Genomic DNA, 22,608 nt, shown 5'->3' on the forward strand with positions numbered 1-22,608 from the left:
GGTTTTAATGGTGTTCAACTTCATTTCTAATCTCTTTTTTAGTTTTTTCGGGAATGCTTATGGTGAAAGTTACACCCAGTCCGCTGTTTTCGGCTTTTATATTTCCTCCGTGTGCCTGTACTATCTTTTTGGAAATGGCCAGTCCCAGTCCGCTTCCTGTAGGCTTTAAAATATTTTGATTTTTCGACTGATAAAACTTGTCGAAAATCATTTCCAGATCCTCTTCCGGAATATGTTTTCCGGTATTGAAAATGGTAATTACCAACTCTTGGTCTTTTTCAAATAATTTAGTCTGAATGGTTCCCTGGTCTTCTGTGAATTTTAGAGCATTTCCCCAGATATTCTGAAACAGCTGAATCATTCTTGCTTCATCATATTCAAATATAAAATGATTCAGGAGATTAACTTCACTCAAATGAATATTTTTCTGCTGTATCAGGTGAAGAAGAGGATTTAATGCTTTTTTATACGTTTCAATAATGTTATTTTCCTGGATGTGTAAAGAGATTTCACCATGCTGTAATTTGTCCAGATAAAGAATGTCGTTGATAATTTCGCTTAATCGGTCAGATTCTGTAACAATATTGTTTAAAAATTCCTGTTTGATGTCAAAAGGAATGTCATTGTCATCAGCTAAAATTTCTCCGGCAGAGCGGATGGCTGTGATTGGAGTTCTCAGTTCGTGGGCAACCGAATCAAGGAAGTCATCTTTTTGACGGTCTTTGACAATCAGGCTTTCGTTGGCTGTTCTTAGGTCATCCGAAAGTTTTTGCAGCTCCTCAGACTGTTCGGTAAGTTTTTTATTTAAACTGATATTTTCCTGTGATTCTTCAAGGATATTTAAAACCTCTTTTAAAGATATTTTATCTTCTTTAGTCACCCCTTCAATTAATATTTTTGCTGAAGCGGTTCCAATTCTTCCAGCCAAAAGATTCTCTGAGAATTTGATAAATCTTGAATCCGCGGTTTCAGTTTTTGAATCGATGTTATATTTTAAATTAAAAATTCTTAAGGCCTGCTCCGTTTTACTTTTACCTAAAAAACGTTCTAAAATGTTCTGAATGTCCGAGATATAGGCTGTTCCACGCCAGATGAAAGCATTTTCATGATTTTGAATATACTTGTCAATATCCACGTACAGTTCAGCAAAGTTTCTTTCGCGGTAATTTCCTTTTGAGCTCACAGAAATAATGGTAAACAGACTTGTATTTACGAGCATCGACCAGAAAAAGATCTGAGGAATTCTTCCTAAATAAGGAATAGTGAAAAAGCCGAAAGCGTCATACATTTCCCTGATAATTCCTTTAAATTCCTGATTGTACGAAAAATAATATTGCGGAATAATCAATCCGAAATAACAGATTATTAATCCAGCTAAAAGTCCTGTAACAGCGCCTTTGTAACTTCCTCTTCTCCAGAATAAGGCTCCGAAAAATGCAGGAGCCAATTGTGCAATCACTACAAAGGAGATTAATCCTACAGAATCCAGCGAGGTTTTCAGAATGAAATATTTATAGAAGGCAAAGGCCATGATAATCAGAGCGAAAATGCTGAATTTTCTGATATTGGTAATGCTTCTTGTGTTTTTTTCTTCACTTTCAGATTTTAATTTTCCCAGCAATCCGTACGGAATGATCAAGTTGTTGGATAGCATGATAGATAAAGTAATGGCAGAGATAATAATCATGGAAATACATGAACTCAATCCACCAAGAAAAACAAGCACAGTGATCAAAGTATTGCCAAAATGCTGCGGAATAAGGATAGAGTAGAACTCAGGGTTTACTTTCTGTCCATCAAAAATAAGCCTTCCTCCCCAGGCAATTGGGAAAATAAATATGGTAAAGATTAAAAGGTAAAGCGGAAAAAACCAAATGGCTGTTCTAATGTGCTTTTCCTGTCTGTTCTCAACAATTGCGGTGTGAAATTGTCTCGGAAGAATGCAGATCGCTGTTGCAGAAATCATACACAGAACCATCCAGTTCATAGCGCCTTCGATTCCGTTGAATGTATTTTTTTCTTTAAAATCTTCAAATTTGCTGGCCTTCTCATAAATATCTGAGAATCCGTCAAAAGCATAATAAATCACGAAAAGTCCAAGAATAATAATAAAAAATAGTTTTAAAAAGCTTTCCAGTGCAATGGCAGAGATAATTCCCAGACGTTTTTCTGAAGCATCCACATATCGTGTTCCGTAATATGAGGAAAATAAGGCAATTAAAACCACCACAAAAGTAGCATTATCAGTCAGAATATCTTTGGACATTGGTGTTTCTGTCACCAAATGAAAGGTTTCAGAAATAGCTTTGATCTGCAGTCCGATATAAGGAACGATGGCCAGAAGGCAGACTATGGTGATAATAGCACTCAGGCTTCTGCTGTTACCGTATCTCAATGAAATAAAATCGGCAAGACTGCTTATTTTATTCACTCTTGAAATTCTTACAATCCGGGTATTGATGTAGATCCATGCCGGAATGATCATAATAGGACCGATGTAAATCGGAAGATAGTTTAATCCGCTTGTAGCTGCCACACCAATGCTTCCATAATACGTCCACGCAGTACAATACACCGCAAGAGACAAAGCGTAGATGTAAGGATTGTTGATCCATATTTTACTCCTTTTCTTCTCTGCCAGATAAGCAACTAAGAAAAGAAGGGCAAGATAAAACAGAACTACAAAAAATAATGCGAAACTACTCATCATACCTTTTTACAATTACAAAAGAAATCACAATGGAAATCATCCAGACCGCGAACAGATAGATCAGAATCATAGGGTAGCCCAAAACTTCCCTGTCACTGTTGAAAAGCAATGAAATAGGAATACTGAAAGCGATCATAAGCCCTACACTCAATATGATAAGTTTTTGTTCGTGTCTTTTTTTCATAAATGATTTTGATAAAAGATAATTGATGAATGAAGTCATCCATCAATTATCTATATTGGTTTTAAATTTTATCGTCAGAATATTCTCCTTTTAAAGCATAATAACCGAAGATAGCCATCCCGCCTGAGATAATCGGCATCAGTACAAAAAGAATGATGATGCCAAAAACCAGATCTTCCTGTTTCCCGGAAGCGATTTTTGGGATTCCCAATACTGTAATTCCGAAATATCCTACAATCACCGCGATAGCGATCCAGAGAATGCCTAATATTTTTTTTAGTCCGTTCATTTTTAGTTGTTTTAAAATTAATAAAAATTTGAGTGATTCAGTGTCTAATCGTGAATATTATTGTTCTTATTTTTAAGATAAAATAATCCGATAATCAAACAGACTGTAGCAACTCCAATCGGGTACCAAAGTCCTTCCAGATACCATGTCGCATGTCCTGCTTCTTTTCCAGTGGTTACCAGATAAGTTGCTACTGCCGGAAGAAGTCCTCCAAATACTCCGTTTCCGATGTGGTAAGGCAATGACATTGAGGTGTATCGGATTCTCACAGGGAACATTTCAACAAGGAAAGCAGCAATAGGTCCATATACCATGGTTACAAATATCACCTGAATGAATACAAGGAATACAAGATACCATTTCGTGTCATCACTTAATTTTAAGCTTTGAGAAACTTTGGCTTCCTCAGCTTTTCCGTCTTTCATGACAACTCCTGCAGGTGACCAGTGAACGATACTGTCTTTTTTGATTAAAGTTCCATCTGTGTAAAGAGTTTCTTTGTGAAAAGTAACCAGACTGTCCGTTGCAATATCACTGTGGATTTTTGCCGTTCTTTTTTCTGTAATTCCATTCGCTGCAACCGTTTTGTTTTCAAGGTTGACACTTTTAAACATGCTGTCGTAAATAGGTCTGTAAGCTAGAATAGCAACCAGCATTCCGGTCATCATCACTGCTTTTCGCCCGATTTTATCAGACAGCCATCCGAAAAATACAAAGAAAGGAGTTCCTAAAAATAAAGCTGTTGCCATCAATGAATCTACCTGTGCAGATTCTACATTCATTACTTTTTGAAGAAAACTCATCGCGTAGAACTGTCCTGTATACCAGATAACCCCTTGTCCCATTGCAGCCCCAAATAAAGCCAGTAAGACAAACTTGAAATTATATTTGTTTCCAAAGCTTTCTTTTAAGGGGTTTTTGGATGTTTTTCCCTCACTTTTAGCTTTCGCAAAAAGAGGAGACTCCTTCATATTCTTTCTGATAATGTAAGATACAGCTACCATTAGAATTGAAATCCAAAACGGGACTCTCCATCCCCAATTGTCAAATTCTTCCGCAGAAAGTGTTGTCTTGGTAATTAAAATAACGATTAATGAAATGAAAAGTCCGGCTGTTGCGGTAGTCTGGATCCATGAAGTCCAGTATCCACGGCGATGAGGTTGGGCATATTCAGCTACATAAGTGGCAGCACCTCCGTATTCACCTCCTAAAGCAAGTCCCTGAAGTAGTCTCAAGATTAAGACTAAAACCGGAGCCATAAAGCCAATGGTTTCATAACTTGGAATACACCCAATCAGAAACGTAGAAAATCCCATGATCAGCAAAGTAACAAGGAAAGTATATTTTCTCCCGATAATATCTCCCAGTCTCCCGAAAAATAATGCTCCGAAAGGTCTTACAACAAATCCGGCAGCAAATGTTGCTAATGTAGATAAGAATGCTGCAGTAGGATTATCAGCAGGAAAAAATTTGGTTGCTAAAACGACGGCTAAACTTCCAAAAATATAGAAGTCATACCATTCTATTAATGTTCCGAGAGATGAGGCGGTGATCACACTCCAGATGGTGCGGTTCTTCTGCCTGTCGGTCATATTTTCGTAGGTTTCGTGATGATTTTCGCTCATATCGATTAGTTTTTGATGTTATTGGAATAGGATTTTAATTTGTTTTAAACCGTTAAGAGATTTTAAGGGGTTAAGAATAATTAAGATTATAGCTAAAGCTATTTATTCAGATGAATGCTTTATCCATCTTTGATGGAGCTTAACTTATCTTAAATTCTTTACTCTTCTTAATGGTTCAAATTTTACAAGTAGATTTGAAACTGCACAATAAACTCCCCTTTAGAAGAAGGGTTTTCCGTAGGACTCGTGTAAACCGGTCTTGTTGAATATTGCGTTGTGATTTTAGCATGATGCCCGTCTATGAACCAGTTGGCTCCCACGTCAAACTGTGATGAGGATTTATCGAAAGCCTCAAAACTTTTATGAGTATAAGCTGCAAAAGGCTGTATTCTGATTTTTGGTTTTTCGGCCTGACTTGGTAACAGTAATCCAGCCTGTGCATAGATAATATTACCTGTTCCGATAGTCGGTTGCAGATTTCCTGGTCCTGCAATGGCTTTATTGCCGATGAAATTAGGATCAGATGCTCCAATGTTCATCGTTCCCAGGTTTCTTACATAATTGGGTCCAAAGTTATAGTTGTAATATCCTGCATAGGCAGAAACGGCCATTTTGTTTTTTGCTTCTCCCAAAGGAATATCAGCGAAAGCATCAACTGCAAAAAGGGTAATGTCGTGTTTTTCAATATTTGAATTGATGGAAGTTCTTGTTCCGTCAGCCTGATGATAAAAACCAGCACCTACATTGAAAACCTTTTTCGTTCCAAGGTAAGATCCTACTTTGAAAGGGAGTGTATTGGATTCTTCGTCAAGGAATTGATATTCAACATATCCTGCTTTTGAAAAGCTTGGATTTCCATTATTGTCTACAGCTATAGCCTTCGAAGGATCTGTTACGTTTACAGGGGTAAGATCTGTGGCAAAGGGCTTATTTAAACTGAAACGATATTCCAGTTTTCCGTATTTCCCCTTTGCAAACATTCCCAGCTGTCTTGCAAACTGATCTGAATTGTCAATCAACGGCCATGAGAAAACGGGAGAATCTAATGTGAGGAAATTAAGTGTAGAAGCCATAGTCATACGGGAAAGTCCCATGTAGTAATGAAGACCTGCTCCTAAAGTTAAACTGAATTTTCCAGCTTCTCCAGGTAAAATAACTGCGTATTCGTTCCAGGCATCATGAAAAAATAACTGTGTCTTCTTTCCGTTTCCATAACCTCCTGTACCTGAAGTTCCTGAAGCACCACCATTGATGAAAGTCTGATTGTTGATCCCGAAATGGAGGAGAATCATATATCTTTTAGAGATTTGCGCGTAGGTTAAAGCACGTAATCTTCTGTTTCCCAGGCTCCAGGAGTTGTCGGTGGGTTCGCCTCCTACCATGGTTCCGGGGTTCATGGAAGTGTTTCTTAACCAAAACTGGTCCCATAAAATAAATCTGACAAATTTATCACCGTTTTGGTTGAGGTTTATTTTTAAGCCATTGCCGTAATCAGGAGAACCCTGTGAGTATAAGGAACTGCTGATTAAAGCTAATCCAATGAATGTAAGTAATTTCTTCATAAATTATCAATTTTTGGCGTTGTTTTTTGTGAATGCCAAATTGTAATTAATAATTTATTTATGAAAATTTAATATATATTAGTGGTAATAGTATATCTATGATGTGAATAATATGTCAAATGTATTATTTATCAGTCTATTATCTCTTAGTCTAATGCACTCATTTTTCTACTTATTTCTTAAATCTTTCCCACTTAATCAGCATGTATTTATCAGCAAATTGAGTGATAATAATTCCAGAATTTTTAATGTTTTCTTCCTGTGCAATGTATTCTATAAGTTCATTCTGCTTTAATATCTTATAAACAGGATGGAATTCAGAGTGGGGAGGTCTGGTGATATTATATTTTTTAATCCATGAGCTTATCGTAACGTGGGAAACCCCGATGATTCTTTCAATTTCACGATAGCTTAAGCCCTCCAGATAGAGTTGAAGAGCCTTGGTGACATAATAGTCATCAATTTGTTTTCCCAGTTTTTTAACGGTAAAATAATAGTTGCAGTCTTTGCAGTGGAAGCGTTGTTTCTCATTGATGATGCCACTTTTTACTACTTTGGTACTCTTGCATTTAGGACATGTATTTTCCATAACTATATTATTTTAGCAAATATATAATAAATTAGCAAATGTATATTTTTCAATAAAGATAATTTTACCTGCTTAAAATTTTAAAACAAAAAAAATATCTTTTTTATTTGGATTTAAAAGAAATTATATTTTAAATTTGCCAAAAAATTTAGATAAATAAATGGAAATAGAAATTTCCTCATGCGAACATCTAATGTATGTGAGTGAAATACAACAGGAAATGTACGATTCTGCACAGCGTAGAGGGACGGGTATCGCAAAACGTTCTATAGAATATTTGAGTAAGAAGATTTCAGAAGGCAATGCTGTGGTAGCCACTGAAAATGGTGAATGGGTAGGTTTCTGTTATATAGAGACCTGGTCACATGGAAAGTTTGTGGCCAATTCGGGGCTGATTGTGTCACCGAAATTCAGGAACGGGGGAGTGGCAACTCAGATCAAGCAGAAAGTTTTCCAATTATCTAGAGATAAGTATCCTGATGCGAAAGTATTTGGATTAACAACAGGTTTGGCAGTGATGAAAATCAATAGCGATTTAGGCTATAAACCGGTTATTTATTCTGAACTGACTCAGGATGAGGAATTTTGGAATGGCTGCAAAAACTGCGTGAACTATGAAATTTTAATGATGAAGGAACGCAAAAATTGTCTGTGTACAGCGATGTTGTTTGTTCCTGAAAATGATAAAAAAAAAGATGAGGTAGTAGATAATCTACCTGAAAATAAATATAATGAAATGAGCAAAACCGATTTTGGGTATTCTGCGCAAAATTCCGTTGGTGAGTTCCATTTGACCATTAATAAAAATAAAAAGAGTCCAGATGAAAAAGAAAGTCATCTTAGCGTTTAGCGGAGGTTTAGATACTTCCTACTGTGCTAAATATCTTAGTGAAACACTAGGATATGAGGTGTATGCAGTTACTGTAAATACCGGAGGTTTTTCAAAAGAAGAAGAAAAAGAGTTGGAGAGAAAAGCTTTAAAACTTGGAGTAAAAGAATACAGGTGCGTAGACGCTCAGGAAGATTATTATAATTCATGTGTGAAATATTTGATTTTCGGGAATGTACTGAAAAATAATACGTATCCTCTTTCTGTAAGTGCTGAACGTACTATTCAGGCGCAGGAAATTGCAAAATATGCAATTGAAGTACAGGCAGATGCAATTGCTCATGGAAGTACAGGAGCGGGAAATGATCAGGTTCGTTTTGATTTGATTTTTCAGGTGATGTGTCCAAATATTGAAATTATTACGCCAATCCGTGATATGGCTTTGTCACGTGAAGAAGAAATTGAGTTTTTGAAAGAACACGGTTACGAAATGGAATTTCAAAAAGCTCAATATTCCGTAAATAAAGGACTTTGGGGGACTTCAGTAGGAGGAAAAGAAACGCTGACATCCAGAAATTATCTTCCGGAAGAAGCTTTTCCATCGCAAATCAAAGAAACTCAGCCTTCAGAACTGGAGATCGAGTTTAAAAACGGAGAAGTGGTAGGAGTAAACGGAGAAAGCTTTGAACATTCAGTATATGCTATTCAAAAAATAGAAAAATTAGCTTCAGCATACGGAATCGGTCGTGATATACACGTAGGAGACACCATTGTTGGGATTAAAGGAAGAGTAGGATTTGAAGCGGCAGCCGCATCAGTGATCATCAAAGCACACCATTTATTGGAAAAGCATACCCTTTCAAAATATCAGCAAATGATGAAGTCTCAGTTATCCGACTGGTATGGAAACTGGCTTCATGAGGCACTTTTCTTAGATCCTGTCATGAGAAATATTGAATCTTTCTTAGTTGATTCTCAAAAAACAGTAAGCGGAAAAGTATTTGTCACCCTTCATCCATACAGGTTTATTCTGAATGGAATTGAATCTGCTCATGATCTGATGTCTGATAAATTCGGAAGCTATGGAGAAGCCAACAGAGCTTGGACAGGTGATGATGTAAAAGGATACACAAAGATTGTAAGCAATTCTTTAAATATATACCACCAGATTAACCAAAATATCAACTAGTTCCGAAAGGACGATGTAATGAAAGGCAGAGCAAAATTCTGCCAGAATCAAAATGAAGAAAACAGTAGGAATCATTGGTGCCAACGGTTATACAGGAAGTGAGCTGATACGCTTACTGGCTTTTCATCCCCATGTGACATTGAGTTTTTTATATAGTCGTTCGAATTCGGGAACAAGAATTTCGGATCTGTACCCGGATTTAACGACAGTTTGTGAAATGGTTTTGACGGACAAATCTGAAGATGTAGATATTCTTTTTCTGTGTCTTCCCCATAAGGAAAGTCAAAACTGGTTAACTCAGAATCCTGTTAAAGATGAAACGCTGGTTATAGATCTTGGAAACGATTTCCGTTTAGGTGGAAACTTTGGGAACAGAAATTTTATCTACGGATTGCCTGAAATCAATAAAAAACAACTGACGGATGCAAAAAGTATTGCCAACCCGGGATGTTTTGCTACAGCTATTCAACTGGCTTTATTGCCATTAGCAGAAAAAGGAGCGTTAAGTGAAGTTTTTACTACAGGGATTACAGGTTCTACAGGAGCAGGACAGTCTTTGCAGGCGACAACTCATTTTACCTGGAGAAATGATAATGTTTCAGCGTATAAAACATTAACTCATCAGCATGTAGATGAGATTTTGCAGCAGCTGATTTCATTCAATAATAAAGAAGTAAACCTGAATTTTGTTCCATGGAGAGGAGATTTTGCAAGAGGAATTTTTACAAGTTCCACCATGAAGATAGATTTGACGCTGGAGGAAATAGAACAATTATATCAGGATTTCTATGCGGAGGAGCCTTTTGTTACGGTAAGTAGCAGGGCAGTTGATTTAAAGCAGGTTGTCAATACCAATCGCTGTGTGATTCAGATCGAAAAGAGTGGAAATGTTGTCGTTATTCACTCAGCGATTGACAATTTGTTAAAAGGTGCTTCAGGGCAGGCAGTTCAGAATATGAATCTGGCCATGAACTGGGAAGAAAACGCAGGATTAAACCTGAAACCGATCGCATTCTAATTTATTAATAAGGTAGAAGGTTGCAGATGATAGGTTGCAGTAGTGCGAAGAATAACTTTTAGACCTGCAAACTTTCAACGATCAACCATCAAACTAACAACTAGCAACAAAAATGAATTTATTCAACGTATATCCATTATTCAACATAAATCCGGTAAAAGCTCAGGGATCATTTCTTTGGGATGATAAAGGAGAGCAATATCTTGATTTTTACGGCGGTCATGCAGTGATTTCTATCGGGCACAACCATCCACATTATCAGAACAAACTGAAAGATCAGCTGGAAAAAATATCTTTCTATTCCAACTCTGTTCAGAATAAATTACAGACTGAACTGGCAGAAAAATTAGGAAAACTTTCAGGATATGAAGAGTATAACCTTTTCTTGTGCAATTCGGGAGCGGAAGCGAATGAAAATGCATTGAAGCTGGCTTCTTTTCATAATGGAAAAAGCAAAGTGCTTTATTTTTCAGGTTCATTCCACGGAAGAACTTCTGCAGCGGTTTCTGTGACTGATAATCCAAAAATTGTGGCTCCTGTTAACTTTTCCAAAAGGTTTATCAAATCGGAATGGAATGATGTACAACAGCTTGAAGAAACCTTTGAGAAATTTGGAAGTGAAATTTCATCGGTAATCATCGAAGGAATTCAGGGAGTAGGAGGAATTATAATTCCAACACCGGAATTTTTATCTAAAATCAAAGAATTGTGTGAAAAATATGATGCTGTTCTTATTTTGGATGAAGTGCAGTCCGGATATGGAAGAAGCGGATATTTCTTTGCTCATCAGGAATTTGGTGTAGAAGCAGATATTATTACTACAGCAAAAGGAATGGGGAACGGATTTCCAGTGGGTGGAGTTTTGATTCATCCTAAGTTTCAGGCAAGCAACGGTTTGCTGGGAACTACATTTGGAGGAAATCATCTTGCTTGTGCAGCTTCTATTGCTGTTCTGGATGTCATGAAAGATGAAAATCTTCTCGAAAATGCTCAGAAAATGGGCGAATATATAGAAAATGAAATTAAAGATTTACCACATATTAAATCCATCCGAAGGAAAGGATTGATGATCGGAATAGAACTCGATGGAGACTGTTCAGAAATAAGGAAAAGCTTATTGTTTGATCATCATATTTTCACTGGAAACTCGAATGATAAAACAGTACTTAGGATTCTTCCGGCACTGAATATCAAAAAAGAGGAAACAGATCTTTTCATCAGCGCTTTGAAAGTGGTGTTGGGGAATATCTAAGGGATTTAAAAACAAAATCTTTAAAATCAATTTTAAAATGAAAAAATTTACATCTGTAAGTGATGTAGAAAACTTACAGGAAATCATAAAAAAAGCTTTACAAATAAAAGCAAACCCCCTTACTGAAACACAAAAAGGAAAGGGAAAAACAATCGGACTTGTATTTTTAAACTCAAGTTTGAGAACCCGTCTGAGCAGTCAGATTGCAGCTCAAAATTTAGGCTTAAATGTTTTGACATTAAACGCTGCGCAGGAAGCCTGGAATCTTGAATTTGCTGATGGAGCAGTAATGAACGGTGATACTGTAGAGCATATTAAAGACGCGATTGAAGTGTTAAACCAATATTGCGACATCATTGCAGTGCGTTGTTTTGCAGGAATGAAGAGTAAAGAAGATGATGTGAATGAAAGTATCTTAAGCCAGTTTGAAAAACATGCAAAAGTTCCTGTCATTTCATTGGAATCGGCTACCCGTCACCCGTTGCAAAGCTTAGCAGACTGTATCACGATTACAGAAAACTGGGAAAAAGATTATAAACCTAAAGTGGTACTGACCTGGGCACCGCACATCAAGCCTATTGCCCATGCTGTTGGGAATTCTTTCGCAGAATGGATGCAGGAAATGGATGTGGAATTGGTAATTACCAATCCCGAAGGGTATGATTTAGATAAAAACTTCACAAAAGATGTAACAGTAATTCATGATCAGGATGAAGCGTTGAAAAATGCGGATTTTGTTTATGTAAAAAACTGGTCTTCTTTTGATGATTATGCAGCAATGCCTGAAGTAAAAGGCGACTGGATGCTTACCAATGAAAAATTAGCACATACCAATGACGCAAAAGTAATGCACTGTCTTCCGGTGCGTCGTAATGTGGAATTGAGTGATGAAGTTATGGATGGAGATCATTCTATCATCTACCAGCAGGCAAAAAACCGAATTTTCTCAGCACAAGCTGTATTCAGTGAAATTTTAGATGAATTAAAAGCTTAAAATAATCCTTGTCAAGGTTCAAAACCTTAACAAGGATGAAAAAGGATCCCAAAAAGTTGACAAATGAAAGAAAAGTTATACATCATAAAAATTGGAGGAGCTTTAATTGATGATGAAGAATTATTAACCCAATTCTTAGAACAATTTTCTGAAATCCAGGAAAAGAAAATTCTTGTACACGGTGGTGGAAAATTGGCTACAACACTTGCTGATAAACTGGGGATTGAGCAGAAAATGATCAACGGAAGGAGGATTACAGATAAAGAGACATTGGATATTGTAACGATGGTGTATGCGGGAGGAATCAATAAAAATATTGTTGAGAAACTGCAGCATAAAAAATGCAATGCTATAGGATTTTCTGGGGCTGATGGAAACTTAATTAAGGCTAAAAAAAGAGAACATCCTGAAATTGATTTCGGATTTGTAGGGGATATCAGTAAGAAAAGTGTGAATAGGAAGCTGGTTTCAAAGCTCATGAAACTCAATCTTGTTCCGGTGTTTTCAGCGATTACCCACGATAGAAAAGGAAATCTTTTCAATACCAATGCAGATACTATTGCTTCTGTGATGGCGCAGGCTCTTTCGGAGAAATATGAAGTTGAATTGTTATACTGTTTTGATAAAGAAGGAGTCTTAGAAGATGTCAATGATCCTGAATCAGTCATTAAAAGTGTAACTGAGGAAGATTTCACCACATTAAAAGAAGAAGGAAAGCTTCACAAAGGGATTTTACCCAAACTTGAAAATGCTCTTGGAGCCATAAAAAATAATGTAGATAAAGTGTTTCTGATCAAAGAAACAGAATTGAAAAACCATATAGAAAATCATCATGCAGGAACTGAAATCTGTTTATAATAAAGAAGAGCTATTGAATAATGCGGTCGGATTGCTTAAAAATTTGATTGAGATTCCTTCATTCAGTAAAGATGAGTTTAATACTTCGGTGGAAATTGAGAATTTTTTCAAAAAGCACCAGATTCCTACCAAACGTTTTAAAAACAATATCTGGTCGGTAAATAAACATTTTGATGTTTTTAAGCCTTCCATTTTACTGAATACACATCATGATACAGTAAAGCCTAATAAAGCTTATACGCTGGATCCGTTCATTCCTATTGAAAAGGATGGAAAACTGTTCGGATTGGGAAGTAATGATGCAGGTGCTTCTTTGGTTTCTATGGCACAGGTTTTTTTACATTTTTATAATAAAGAAGATTTAAAATATAATTTAGTTATTGCTTTGACGGCAGAGGAGGAGATCTCAGGATTTGATGGGATAGAAGCCTTGTTTCCGCAGCTACCCAACGTAGAACTCGCCATTGTAGGAGAACCCACGCAGATGAATCTGGCGATTGCAGAAAAAGGACTTCTTGTGATAGATGGAGAAATGAAAGGTACTCCTTCTCATGCCGCTCATCCTAATGATGATAATTCTATTGTAAAATGTATGCAGGATCTGCAGAATATCCTTGACTTTAAATTTCCAAAGGTTTCAGAATACCTGGGAGAAGTTAAGGTTACTTTATCCGGAATTCATGCAGGTGTACAGCATAACGTTGTTCCGGAATCATGCTGTTTCACACTGGATGTAAGAGTGACAGATGAATATTCTAATCAGGAAGCATTCGATATTATTCAGTCTCAGATGAAATCTACATTAACGGCAAGATCGTTCAGGCTAAATTCTTCAAAGATCGAAATGGATCATCCATTCGTAAAAGCAGGAATTGAAATTGGAAGGACAACTTACGGTTCACCTACCTCTTCAGACCAGGCGATTATTCCATGTACATCCGTGAAACTGGGACCTGGAGACAGTAGGCGCTCTCACACAGCAGATGAATTTATCTATATCCAGGAAATAGAAGAAGGAATAGAAATCTACATCAGAATTTTAGAAAAAGTGTTATAAATAATGGAAGATGGGTGTAGGAAGAGGAAAGTTATTAGCTTCCAGCCTCCAGCCTCAGGCTTCCAGCTCAATATATGTTTTGACTCCGCCCGGCAGGCATTGAAGTTTAGTTTTTAATAAGATTTATGCAAAAAGAAAATTAGAAATGAAAGCTTTACATAAGGAAATGTTTTTTTATAGTTAATAGTAATAAGGATTGCCTTGCTGGGCATGTCAAAACCCATCAGTATTTTAAATCAGAATATTATGAAAAAAATATGGCAGAAGGATGACCTTGCCACCAATATATTAGTCAATAACTTTACAGTCGGTAAAGATCTTGACTTTGATGAACGTTTAGCGAAATATGATGTGAAAGGTTCTATGGCACATTGCAAAATGCTGGCAGAAACCGGAATTATCACTCAGGAAGAATCAGAACAGATGTTATTTGTTTTGAATACTATTTTAAATAAAATTGAAGAAGGTAGTTTTGAAATTGATAAAGATGCTGAGGATATCCATTCTCAGGTAGAAGCCATTCTCATTGAAGAATTAGGAGATACAGGAAAGAAAATCCATACGGCAAGATCCCGGAATGATCAGGTTTTACTGGATATAAAATTGTACTTACTGGATGAAATCCGTGAGATCACTGCTCTTACTGATGAGTTTTTCCAGATTTTAATTCAATTGGCAGATCAGCATAAAAATGTTCTGCTTCCGGGATATACCCATTTGCAGATTGCAATGCCTTCATCATTCGGATTGTGGTTCGGAGCTTATGCAGAAGCGCTTTTAGACGATGTGGAAATGCTGTTTTCGGTAAAGAATATCATCAATAAAAATCCATTAGGATCAGCAGCTGGTTATGGTTCATCTTTCCCGATCAATCGTGAAAGTACCACTTATAATCTGGGCTTCCAGTCGATGAATTATAACTCGGTGTATGCTCAGATGACCCGTGGAAAGTCAGAAAAAATGTTATCAATGGCAATGGCAACTTTAGCTGGAACACTTGGGAAGTTTGCTTATGATGTTTGCTTGTATCTGAGTCAGAATTTTGATTTTATCAGCTTTCCAAAGGAATTTACTACAGGAAGCAGTATTATGCCTCATAAAAAGAATCCGGATATCTTTGAGCTGGTTCGTGCACGATGCAACAGAATTCAGTCACTTCCGAACGAATTGATTCTTTTGACAAACAATCTGCCTTCCGGATATCACAGAGATGTACAGCTTACGAAAGAAATACTTTTTCCGGCAATAGATTCTTTAAAAGAATGTCTGGAAATTCTAAGTTATACTTTACCGAATATTAAGGTAAAAGACGGAATTCTGGAAGATGAAAAGTACAAATATCTGTTCAGTGTAGAAAAGATTAATGAAGAAGTGAAAAATGGAAGTTCATTCCGTGATGCTTATGTGAAAGTAGGACAGGAGATCGAAAACAATGAGTTTGAATTTGAATCTGGAAATCTTGAACATACCCATCAGGGAAGTATCGGCAATCTTTGTCTGGATAAAATAGAATATCAGTTCAATAAGCTGAAAAATAAATTATTGGGTTAGAATCTAAGCCATTAAGGTCATTAAAAACTTAGGCAAAAATCAGTGGAAATTCTAAAATTATTTTAGCCTGCTGTCTTTTCGTTGTGAAAGCCTTAATCTTAAATCTTATCTGCTTAAGTGATCTTAATGGTTTGATTTTACTCTGCTCTTTGAATTTGATGATTGATAAATTGAACCATTAAGGAATATAAAGGTTTTAATGTAAGTTAAGAAGATACCTATTTTTTTAGCTGCAATGTTTTAAAATTCGCTTGCGAATTATTTAATTATTCTTCACCTCTTAAAATCTCTTAATGGTTTAAAATAGAAGGATTATTCCAGATCAATTTTAAACTTGGTAGATTTTTTTACCTCATGAAGTACAATGGAGCTATGGTATTGTCCAATGTTGGGAAGATTTGAAATTACACTCACCGCAAACTCATTATAAGAATTGATGTCTTTTGCGATAATTTTCAGCATATAATCATATTCTCCGGAAAGGCTGGTGATTTCCTGAACTTCATCGTATTTGGAAATATTGTCCTCAAAGGTCTCCAATACTTTTTTGGATTGTTCCTTAAGACGTACATTACAATAAACGATAATATTAAGTCCCAGTTTTTCACGGTTTAAAAGACCAACGTATTTTTCAATGATCCCATGTTTCTCCAATTGTTTGATTCGCTCATACGTAGGAGTAAAGGTAAGACCTATCTTTTCGGAAATTTCTTTTACCGATAATGTAGAGTCTTCCTGAATAATACTGAGAATCATTTTGTCTTTTAAATCCATAGAATAAGGTTGTATGTTAACAAAAATATTAATTTTAAATGAGAATAAGGAAAGACTGAAGTTTTTAATTTATTTTAAACATAATTTTTGTAGGTTCATAAAATTGTTGTATCTTTGCACCTAATGAATAAAAAAGCATTTATATCATTAGATTTACCGGGCGAAAGCGCCCTTTACGATATTTATTGTTATTAAGCGAAGATAGTTGTCTTCGCTTTTTTTATGCCCAAAAATTAGAATTATGTTTACGATTACAGAACTAAGCACCGAGAGAATCAACAGTATACTGACAGAAGCAATGGCTTTTGCAAATGGTAAAACTGCTAAAATTGAAGGAGAAGTTTTTTGCTCAAACCTTTTCTTCGAAGACAGTACAAGAACGAAAACAAGTTTTGATCTTGCAGAAAGAAAACTGGGACTTCAGGTAGTTCCTTTTGATGCATCACACAGTTCAGTAAACAAAGGTGAGAGTCTTTATGACACCGTAAAGACGATTGAAAGTATAGGAGTAAATCTTGTGGTGATCCGTGATAAGAAAGACAGATACTTCGAGGAACTGAAAAATATTAAAATTCCGGTAATCAACGGAGGAGACGGTACAGGAAACCATCCTTCACAATGTATGCTGGATCTGATGACCATCTACCAGGAATTTGGAAAGTTCGAAGGACTGAAGGTAGGAATTGTCGGAGATGTAAAGCACAGCCGCGTTGCCAACTCAAATGCAGAAGCATTAAGAAGGTTAGGAGCTAAAGTATACTTCTCAGGGCCGGAACAGTGGTTTGACGAAGGAGCTCTGATCAACGGAACGTATATGTCAGTAGATGAGCTGATTGCTGAAGTGGATGTTCTGATGTTATTAAGAATCCAACATGAAAGACATGATGATGCAATGAGCTTCACTGCCTCAGAATATCACAGAAGATATGGACTGACTAAAGAAAGAGAACAAGCCATGAAAAAAGAAGCAATCATCATGCATCCGGCTCCGATTAACAGAGGAGTGGAGATAGATTCAGATCTTGTAGAATGTGAAAGATCAAGAGTCTTCAAACAAATGCAGAATGGGGTATTCGCAAGAATGGCCATTCTGAAAGAAGCATTGGAAAGTAAAGGGTATACCTTTAAATAAGAGCCAAAATAAAAAAGAGTCAGGTTAAAAGTAAGAAGAAAGAGCCCCAGAGGGGCGACCTGCTAATAGCAATGGGTGAAGCCCATGAAAATAAAAGGATTTAAATAATCCAAGCCCTGTAAGGGCGACCTGTTAATGACATATAAATAATAAGAGATAAAAGTTTAAAATGAAGAAAAAATTAATACTGGAGTCCGGTGAAGTGTTTCATGGAGAAGGTTTCGGAGCAGAATTGGAAACAGCAGGAGAAGTAGTTTTCAATACCGGAATGACAGGGTATCAGGAATTGATTTCTGACCCATCGTATTGTGGTCAGATAGTTTGTATGACCTATCCGCTTATCGGAAATTATGGTATTAACCGTGATGATTATGAAAGTATTGAGCCGGCAATCAAAGGGCTTATCGTAAAAGAACTTTGCGATCTTCCTTCCAATTTCCGTACTCAGATTACTTTAGATGAATTATTTAAAAAGAAAAATCTTTCAGGAATTTCAGGAATCGACACAAGAAGACTGACAAGAATTCTTCGTAACTCCGGAGTTGTTAAAGGAAAAATCGTAAACGCTGATGCTGACGAAGCTGCTGTAGCTTCTGAATTGAAATCAACAAGTTTCCCAACTAATCAGGTAGAAGAAGTTTCCACAAAAACACCTTATGCTAACCCAAACAGAGGTTTCAAAGTAGTATTGGTAGACTTCGGTGCAAAACTTGGAATTATCAGAGAACTGTCTCAAAGAAACTGTGATATCATTGTGGTTTCTCAGGATACAACAGCAGAAGAAATCTTATTGATGAATCCGGACGGAATCATGCTTTCAAATGGTCCTGGTGACCCGGAAGATGTACCACACGCGTTAGATATGATCAGAGGATTATTAGGAAAAGTTCCCATCTTCGGAATATGTTTAGGACACCAATTGATTGGTCTTGCTTGTGGAGCGAAAACTTTTAAACTGAAATTCGGACACAGAGGAGGAAACCACCCTGTGTTGGATCTGGAGAAAAATACAGTAGCCATTACTTCTCAAAACCATGGATATGCTGTAGATCAGGAAAGCTTAAAAGGAACAGATCTTATCGAAACACATATCGCTTTGAACGACAGAACAAACGAAGGATTAAAACACAAAATTCACCCTTGTTTCTCAGTTCAGTATCACCCTGAAGCGAGCCCTGGTCCGGAAGATGCAAACTACCTGTTTGACGAGTTCATTCAAATGATGGAGGACTTTAAAAAGTAAAAATAAAATAAGGAGCCAAGAACCAAGAGTCAAGACTTAAGACGGATAAAACATACAGATGCACAACTTTGAAAAACTACTTTTCTGGCAAAAATCTATTGCGTTGGCAAAAAATATTTATATTATTTGTAAAGAGATAAGTAGTGATGAAAAGTATGGTTTAATTTCTCAAATTAAAAGATGTGTCATTTCTATTCCTTCTAATATTGCTGAAGGTTCTGGGAGAAATAGTAGTAAAGAATTTAATCATTTTCTTGCTATTGCTTTAGGCTCTGCATTTGAATTGCAAACTCAATTGATTTTGGTGAAAGAGTTGAATCTTTTAACTGAAGACAAAGTAAATGCTTTATTAAATGAAGTTTCTGAAATTCAAAGAATGATTTACTCATTCAAAAATAATTTAAAATAAAGTCTGGAAATCTTGGCTCTTGGCTCTGGATTCTTGACTCTAATAAAAAAAGAAAAATGGCAAAACGTACAGATATAAAAACAATTTTAGTAATCGGTTCAGGACCTATCATCATTGGTCAGGCAGCTGAATTTGATTACGCAGGAACGCAGGCTTGTCTGTCTTTGAAAGAAGAAGGCTACAAAGTAATTTTGATCAACTCAAACCCTGCAACGATCATGACAGATGTGGAAATCGCTGATAAAGTATACATCGAGCCGATTTCATTACAGTTTGTAAGCCACATCATCAGAAAAGAACGTCCGGATGCATTATTACCAACATTAGGAGGACAAACAGGTCTGAATATGGCGGTAGAATTGGAAAAATCAGGAATTCTTGAAGAATGCAAAGTGGAAGTATTAGGAACTAAGCTTTCTGCCATCAACAGAGCAGAAGACAGAGACCTTTTCCGTGAGTTGATGAGAGAACTGAACGAGCCGGTACCAGAATCTGATATCGTCAATACGGTAGAAGGAGCACTGGCTTTCGCAAATGAGATCGGTTATCCTGTAATTGTTCGTCCTGCTTTTACAATGGGAGGTACCGGAGGTGGTATCGCTTCTACAGAAGTTGAATTGAAAGAGATTGCTGAATTAGGACTGAAACACAGCCCGGTTACGCAGTGTCTTATCGAAAAATCAATCGCAGGTTTCAAAGAAATTGAATACGAAGTAATGCGTGATGCAAACGACAACGCCATTGTGGTTTGTAACATGGAAAATATTGATCCGGTAGGAGTTCACACAGGAGACTCTATAGTAGTAGCACCTTCTCAAACGCTTTCAGACAGAGAGTATCAATTATTGAGAAATGCTTCCCTGAAAATCATCAGAGCTTTAGGAATTGAAGGTGGATGTAACGTACAGTTGGCTTTAGACCCACATTCATTCGAATATTATATCATCGAGGTAAACCCTAGAGTTTCCCGTTCATCAGCGTTAGCAAGTAAAGCAACAGGATATCCGATTGCAAAGATTGCTGCAAAGATTGCTGTAGGATTGACTCTGGATGAAATTATGAACCCTGTAACAGGAAAAACATATGCATGTTTCGAGCCGGCTCTTGACTATGTGGTAACAAAATTCCCAAGATTCCCATTCGATAAATTTGAAACAGCAGACAGAAGACTTTCTACTCAGATGAAAGCAACTGGTGAAGTAATGGCGATTGGAAGAAACCTTGAAGAATCTTTACAGAAAGCAATCCGTTCATTAGAAACAGGAATTAAGCATTTAGGATTAAAAACAAAGCAGGCTCAGGCTCTTACTGCTGAGGAAATCGAAAGAAGAATCAGAGTATGTGATGACGAGAGATTATTCATTATCGGAGATGCTTTAAGAAGAGGATACGACTGGGAACAGATTGTAGAATGGAGTAAAATCGACAAATTCTTTATCTGGAAACTAAAAAAGTTAGTTGATTTTGAAAAAGTAATCGCTGAAAACAAATTTGATAAAGAAACATTAATCGAAGCTAAAAGATTAGGGTTTGCAGACATCAATATTGCAGTGCTTTGGGATGTAAAAGAACGTGAGATTTTCAACTTCAGAAAAGAAAACGGAATCATGCCGGTTTACAAAATGGTAGACACTTGTGCCGCTGAATTTGAAAGTGAAACCCCTTATTTCTACGGAACTTACGAAGAAGAGAACGAAAGTGTTGTTTCAGACAAAGAAAAAATCATTGTACTAGGTTCTGGACCTATCAGAATCGGACAAGGAGTTGAGTTTGACTACGCAACCGTTCACTCTGTATGGGCGATCAAAGAAATGGGTTACGAAGCGATCATCATCAACAACAACCCTGAAACAGTTTCTACAGACTTCTCTATCTCTGATAAACTATACTTCGAGCCGCTTACAGAAGAAGATGTAATGAACATCATCGAGCTTGAAAAACCAAAAGGAGTTGTAGTACAGTTCGGGGGGCAAACTGCGATCAACCTTGCAGATAAATTAGCCTCTCACGGAGTACAGATCTTAGGAACTTCATTGGAAGATCTTGATAGAGCTGAAAACAGAGATAAATTCGAAAAAGCACTTCAGGAATTGGGAATTCCTCAGCCAAAAGGAAGAACTTCAACTTCGAAAGAAGAAGCTATAGAAATCGCTAATGAAATCGGATATCCGGTATTGGTGCGTCCAAGCTACGTTCTTGGAGGTAGAGCGATGGAAATTGTATATGCAGAAGCAGAATTGGCTCACTACATGGAAAATGCAGTAGAAGCAAGCCCTGAGCACCCAGTATTGGTAGACAAGTACATGGTAGGAAAGGAGATTGAAGTAGATGCCATCTGTGACGGTGAAACTGTAGTGATTCCGGGAATTATGGAGCACATCGAAAGAGCAGGAGTTCACTCCGGAGACTCAATCGCAGTATATCCGCCGCAAAATATTTCTCAGAGTGAGATTGACACTTTAGTAGACTATACACAAAGACTGGCAAAAGGATTAAAGGTTATTGGATTAATGAACATCCAGTACGTCCTTTTCGAAGGAAATGTATATGTAATCGAAGTAAACCCTCGTTCATCAAGAACAGTTCCTTTCTTATCAAAAATTACAGAAGTTCCAATGGCGAACCTTGCAACAAAGGCAATTCTGGGACAAAAACTGAAAGATTTAGGTTACAAAAACGGATTGGTTCCAAACAAAGAAGGAGTATTTGTAAAAGTACCGGTATTCTCTTTCTCAAAACTAACGAAAGTGGACATCTCTTTAGGGCCTGAAATGAAGTCTACAGGAGAAGTTATGGGGAAAGATACAACCCTTGAAAAAGCACTTTACAAAGGATTGGTTGCTGCAGGAAGAAAAGTTCCTATGCACGGTTCTATCCTGTTCACGGTAGCAGATAAGCACAAAGAGGAAGCAGCAGCACTTGCAGCAAGATTCCATGAAGTTGGATTCAGAATCTGGGCTACGGAAGGTACTGCGAAGTTCTTCGGAGAAAAAGGAATTCCTTGCAAAATCGGATACAAAATCGGAGAAGAAAGCGTAAATCTTATTGACCTGATCCAGAAAGGAAAAGTTCAGTATGTTGTGAATACCACTACAAAAGGTAAACAGGCTGAAAGAGACGGATTCCAGATCAGAAGAATGAGTGTAGAAAACGGTGTTCCTTGTTTAACTTCAATGGATACAGTAGAAGCGATCTTAAAAGTTATCGAAAGCATGAGCTTCAAAATGGAGACGATGTAATTTCGAGCTTGAATAAATATTATAACCCCCATAGATTTTTGAAATCTATGGGGGGTTTTATTACTTTTATTTAAAATAATTATTAATCATCATATAAAATTAAA

19 protein-coding genes are annotated in these 22,608 nt (G+C 36.8%); 12 read left to right on the plus strand and 7 right to left on the minus strand.

The features are described 5' to 3' along the window. Positions 1–4: 4 nt before the first annotated feature. The 6 genes from CQ046_RS07290 to CQ046_RS07315 all read right to left on the minus strand — a co-directional run bounded on the left by CQ046_RS07290 (position 5) and on the right by CQ046_RS07315 (position 6,959). Complete coding sequence (locus tag CQ046_RS07290) at positions 5–2,707, minus strand: ATP-binding protein (RefSeq protein WP_165790483.1); 2,703 nt, start codon at positions 2,705–2,707, stop codon at positions 5–7. Next, the gene (locus tag CQ046_RS07295) at positions 2,700–2,894 is read right to left on the minus strand and encodes a hypothetical protein (protein WP_105701671.1); all 195 of its coding nucleotides are present in this window, start codon (positions 2,892–2,894) and stop codon (positions 2,700–2,702) included. Before CQ046_RS07295 ends, CQ046_RS07290 begins: the two co-directional genes overlap by 8 nt. A 61-nt stretch (positions 2,895–2,955) precedes the next feature. Then, positions 2,956–3,183: a DUF6814 family protein gene (locus tag CQ046_RS07300; RefSeq protein ID WP_034696261.1), complete on the minus strand. Its 228-nt coding sequence runs from the start codon at positions 3,181–3,183 to the stop codon at positions 2,956–2,958. Positions 3,184–3,227: 44 nt separating this feature from the next. Next, a complete protein-coding gene (locus CQ046_RS07305) occupies positions 3,228–4,808 on the minus strand; it encodes an MFS transporter (RefSeq protein ID WP_105701619.1) in 1,581 nt (526 codons plus the stop codon). 182 nt (positions 4,809–4,990) lie between these two features. Beyond that, positions 4,991–6,370: a porin gene (locus CQ046_RS07310; RefSeq protein ID WP_105701620.1), complete on the minus strand. Its 1,380-nt coding sequence runs from the start codon at positions 6,368–6,370 to the stop codon at positions 4,991–4,993. 172 nt (positions 6,371–6,542) lie between these two features. Continuing rightward, positions 6,543–6,959 carry a helix-turn-helix domain-containing protein gene (locus tag CQ046_RS07315; RefSeq protein ID WP_105701621.1) on the minus strand — a complete coding sequence of 139 codons (417 nt, stop codon included), beginning with the start codon at positions 6,957–6,959 and terminating at the stop codon, positions 6,543–6,545. Between the two features lie 160 nt (positions 6,960–7,119). Between CQ046_RS07315 and CQ046_RS07320 the strand changes: the two genes are divergently transcribed. The 8 genes from CQ046_RS07320 to argH all read left to right on the plus strand — a co-directional run bounded on the left by CQ046_RS07320 (position 7,120) and on the right by argH (position 15,707). Then, complete coding sequence (locus tag CQ046_RS07320; RefSeq protein WP_105701622.1) at positions 7,120–7,809, plus strand: GNAT family N-acetyltransferase; 690 nt, start codon at positions 7,120–7,122, stop codon at positions 7,807–7,809. Beyond that, complete coding sequence (locus CQ046_RS07325; protein ID WP_105701623.1) at positions 7,781–8,977, plus strand: argininosuccinate synthase; 1,197 nt, start codon at positions 7,781–7,783, stop codon at positions 8,975–8,977. The genes CQ046_RS07320 and CQ046_RS07325 overlap by 29 nt, the downstream gene beginning before the upstream one ends. A 52-nt stretch (positions 8,978–9,029) precedes the next feature. Further along, positions 9,030–9,995, plus strand: a complete 966-nt coding sequence (gene argC, locus CQ046_RS07330; protein ID WP_105701624.1) for an N-acetyl-gamma-glutamyl-phosphate reductase — start codon at positions 9,030–9,032, stop codon at positions 9,993–9,995. 112 nt (positions 9,996–10,107) lie between these two features. Then, entirely contained in the window at positions 10,108–11,247 is a 1,140-nt protein-coding gene (locus CQ046_RS07335; RefSeq protein ID WP_105701625.1) for an aspartate aminotransferase family protein, read from the plus strand. Between the two features lie 37 nt (positions 11,248–11,284). After that, the gene (locus CQ046_RS07340) at positions 11,285–12,241 is read left to right on the plus strand and encodes an N-acetylornithine carbamoyltransferase (RefSeq protein ID WP_105701626.1); all 957 of its coding nucleotides are present in this window, start codon (positions 11,285–11,287) and stop codon (positions 12,239–12,241) included. A gap of 63 nt (positions 12,242–12,304) precedes the next feature. Continuing rightward, complete coding sequence (argB, locus tag CQ046_RS07345) at positions 12,305–13,099, plus strand: acetylglutamate kinase (RefSeq protein WP_105701627.1); 795 nt, start codon at positions 12,305–12,307, stop codon at positions 13,097–13,099. Continuing rightward, a complete protein-coding gene (locus tag CQ046_RS07350) occupies positions 13,074–14,156 on the plus strand; it encodes a M20 family metallo-hydrolase (protein ID WP_105701628.1) in 1,083 nt (360 codons plus the stop codon). Before argB ends, CQ046_RS07350 begins: the two co-directional genes overlap by 26 nt. Positions 14,157–14,402: 246 nt before the next feature. Next, the gene (argH, locus tag CQ046_RS07355) at positions 14,403–15,707 is read left to right on the plus strand and encodes an argininosuccinate lyase (RefSeq protein WP_105701672.1); all 1,305 of its coding nucleotides are present in this window, start codon (positions 14,403–14,405) and stop codon (positions 15,705–15,707) included. A 312-nt stretch (positions 15,708–16,019) separates the two neighbouring features. Here the strand turns inward: argH and CQ046_RS07360 are convergent, their stop codons facing one another. Next, entirely contained in the window at positions 16,020–16,481 is a 462-nt protein-coding gene (locus CQ046_RS07360) for an Lrp/AsnC family transcriptional regulator (protein WP_105701629.1), read from the minus strand. A 241-nt stretch (positions 16,482–16,722) separates the two neighbouring features. Here CQ046_RS07360 and CQ046_RS07365 point away from each other — a divergent pair, with 241 nt between their 5' ends. The 4 genes from CQ046_RS07365 (at position 16,723) to carB (ending at position 22,504) form a co-directional block, all read left to right on the plus strand. After that, positions 16,723–17,613: an aspartate carbamoyltransferase catalytic subunit gene (locus tag CQ046_RS07365; RefSeq protein ID WP_105701630.1), complete on the plus strand. Its 891-nt coding sequence runs from the start codon at positions 16,723–16,725 to the stop codon at positions 17,611–17,613. Between the two features lie 169 nt (positions 17,614–17,782). After that, on the plus strand, positions 17,783–18,856 hold the full coding sequence (locus CQ046_RS07370; RefSeq protein ID WP_105701631.1) for a carbamoyl phosphate synthase small subunit: 1,074 nt from the start codon (positions 17,783–17,785) through the stop codon (positions 18,854–18,856). 58 nt (positions 18,857–18,914) lie between these two features. Then, a complete protein-coding gene (locus CQ046_RS07375) occupies positions 18,915–19,265 on the plus strand; it encodes a four helix bundle protein (RefSeq protein ID WP_105701632.1) in 351 nt (116 codons plus the stop codon). 56 nt (positions 19,266–19,321) lie between these two features. Beyond that, complete coding sequence (carB, locus tag CQ046_RS07380) at positions 19,322–22,504, plus strand: carbamoyl-phosphate synthase large subunit (RefSeq protein WP_105701633.1); 3,183 nt, start codon at positions 19,322–19,324, stop codon at positions 22,502–22,504. Positions 22,505–22,608: the final 104 nt, after the last annotated feature.

The sequence above is a fragment of the Chryseobacterium sp. MYb7 genome, from assembly GCF_002979455.1.
In the GTDB taxonomy this organism is placed as follows: Bacteria; Bacteroidota; Bacteroidia; order Flavobacteriales; family Weeksellaceae; genus Chryseobacterium.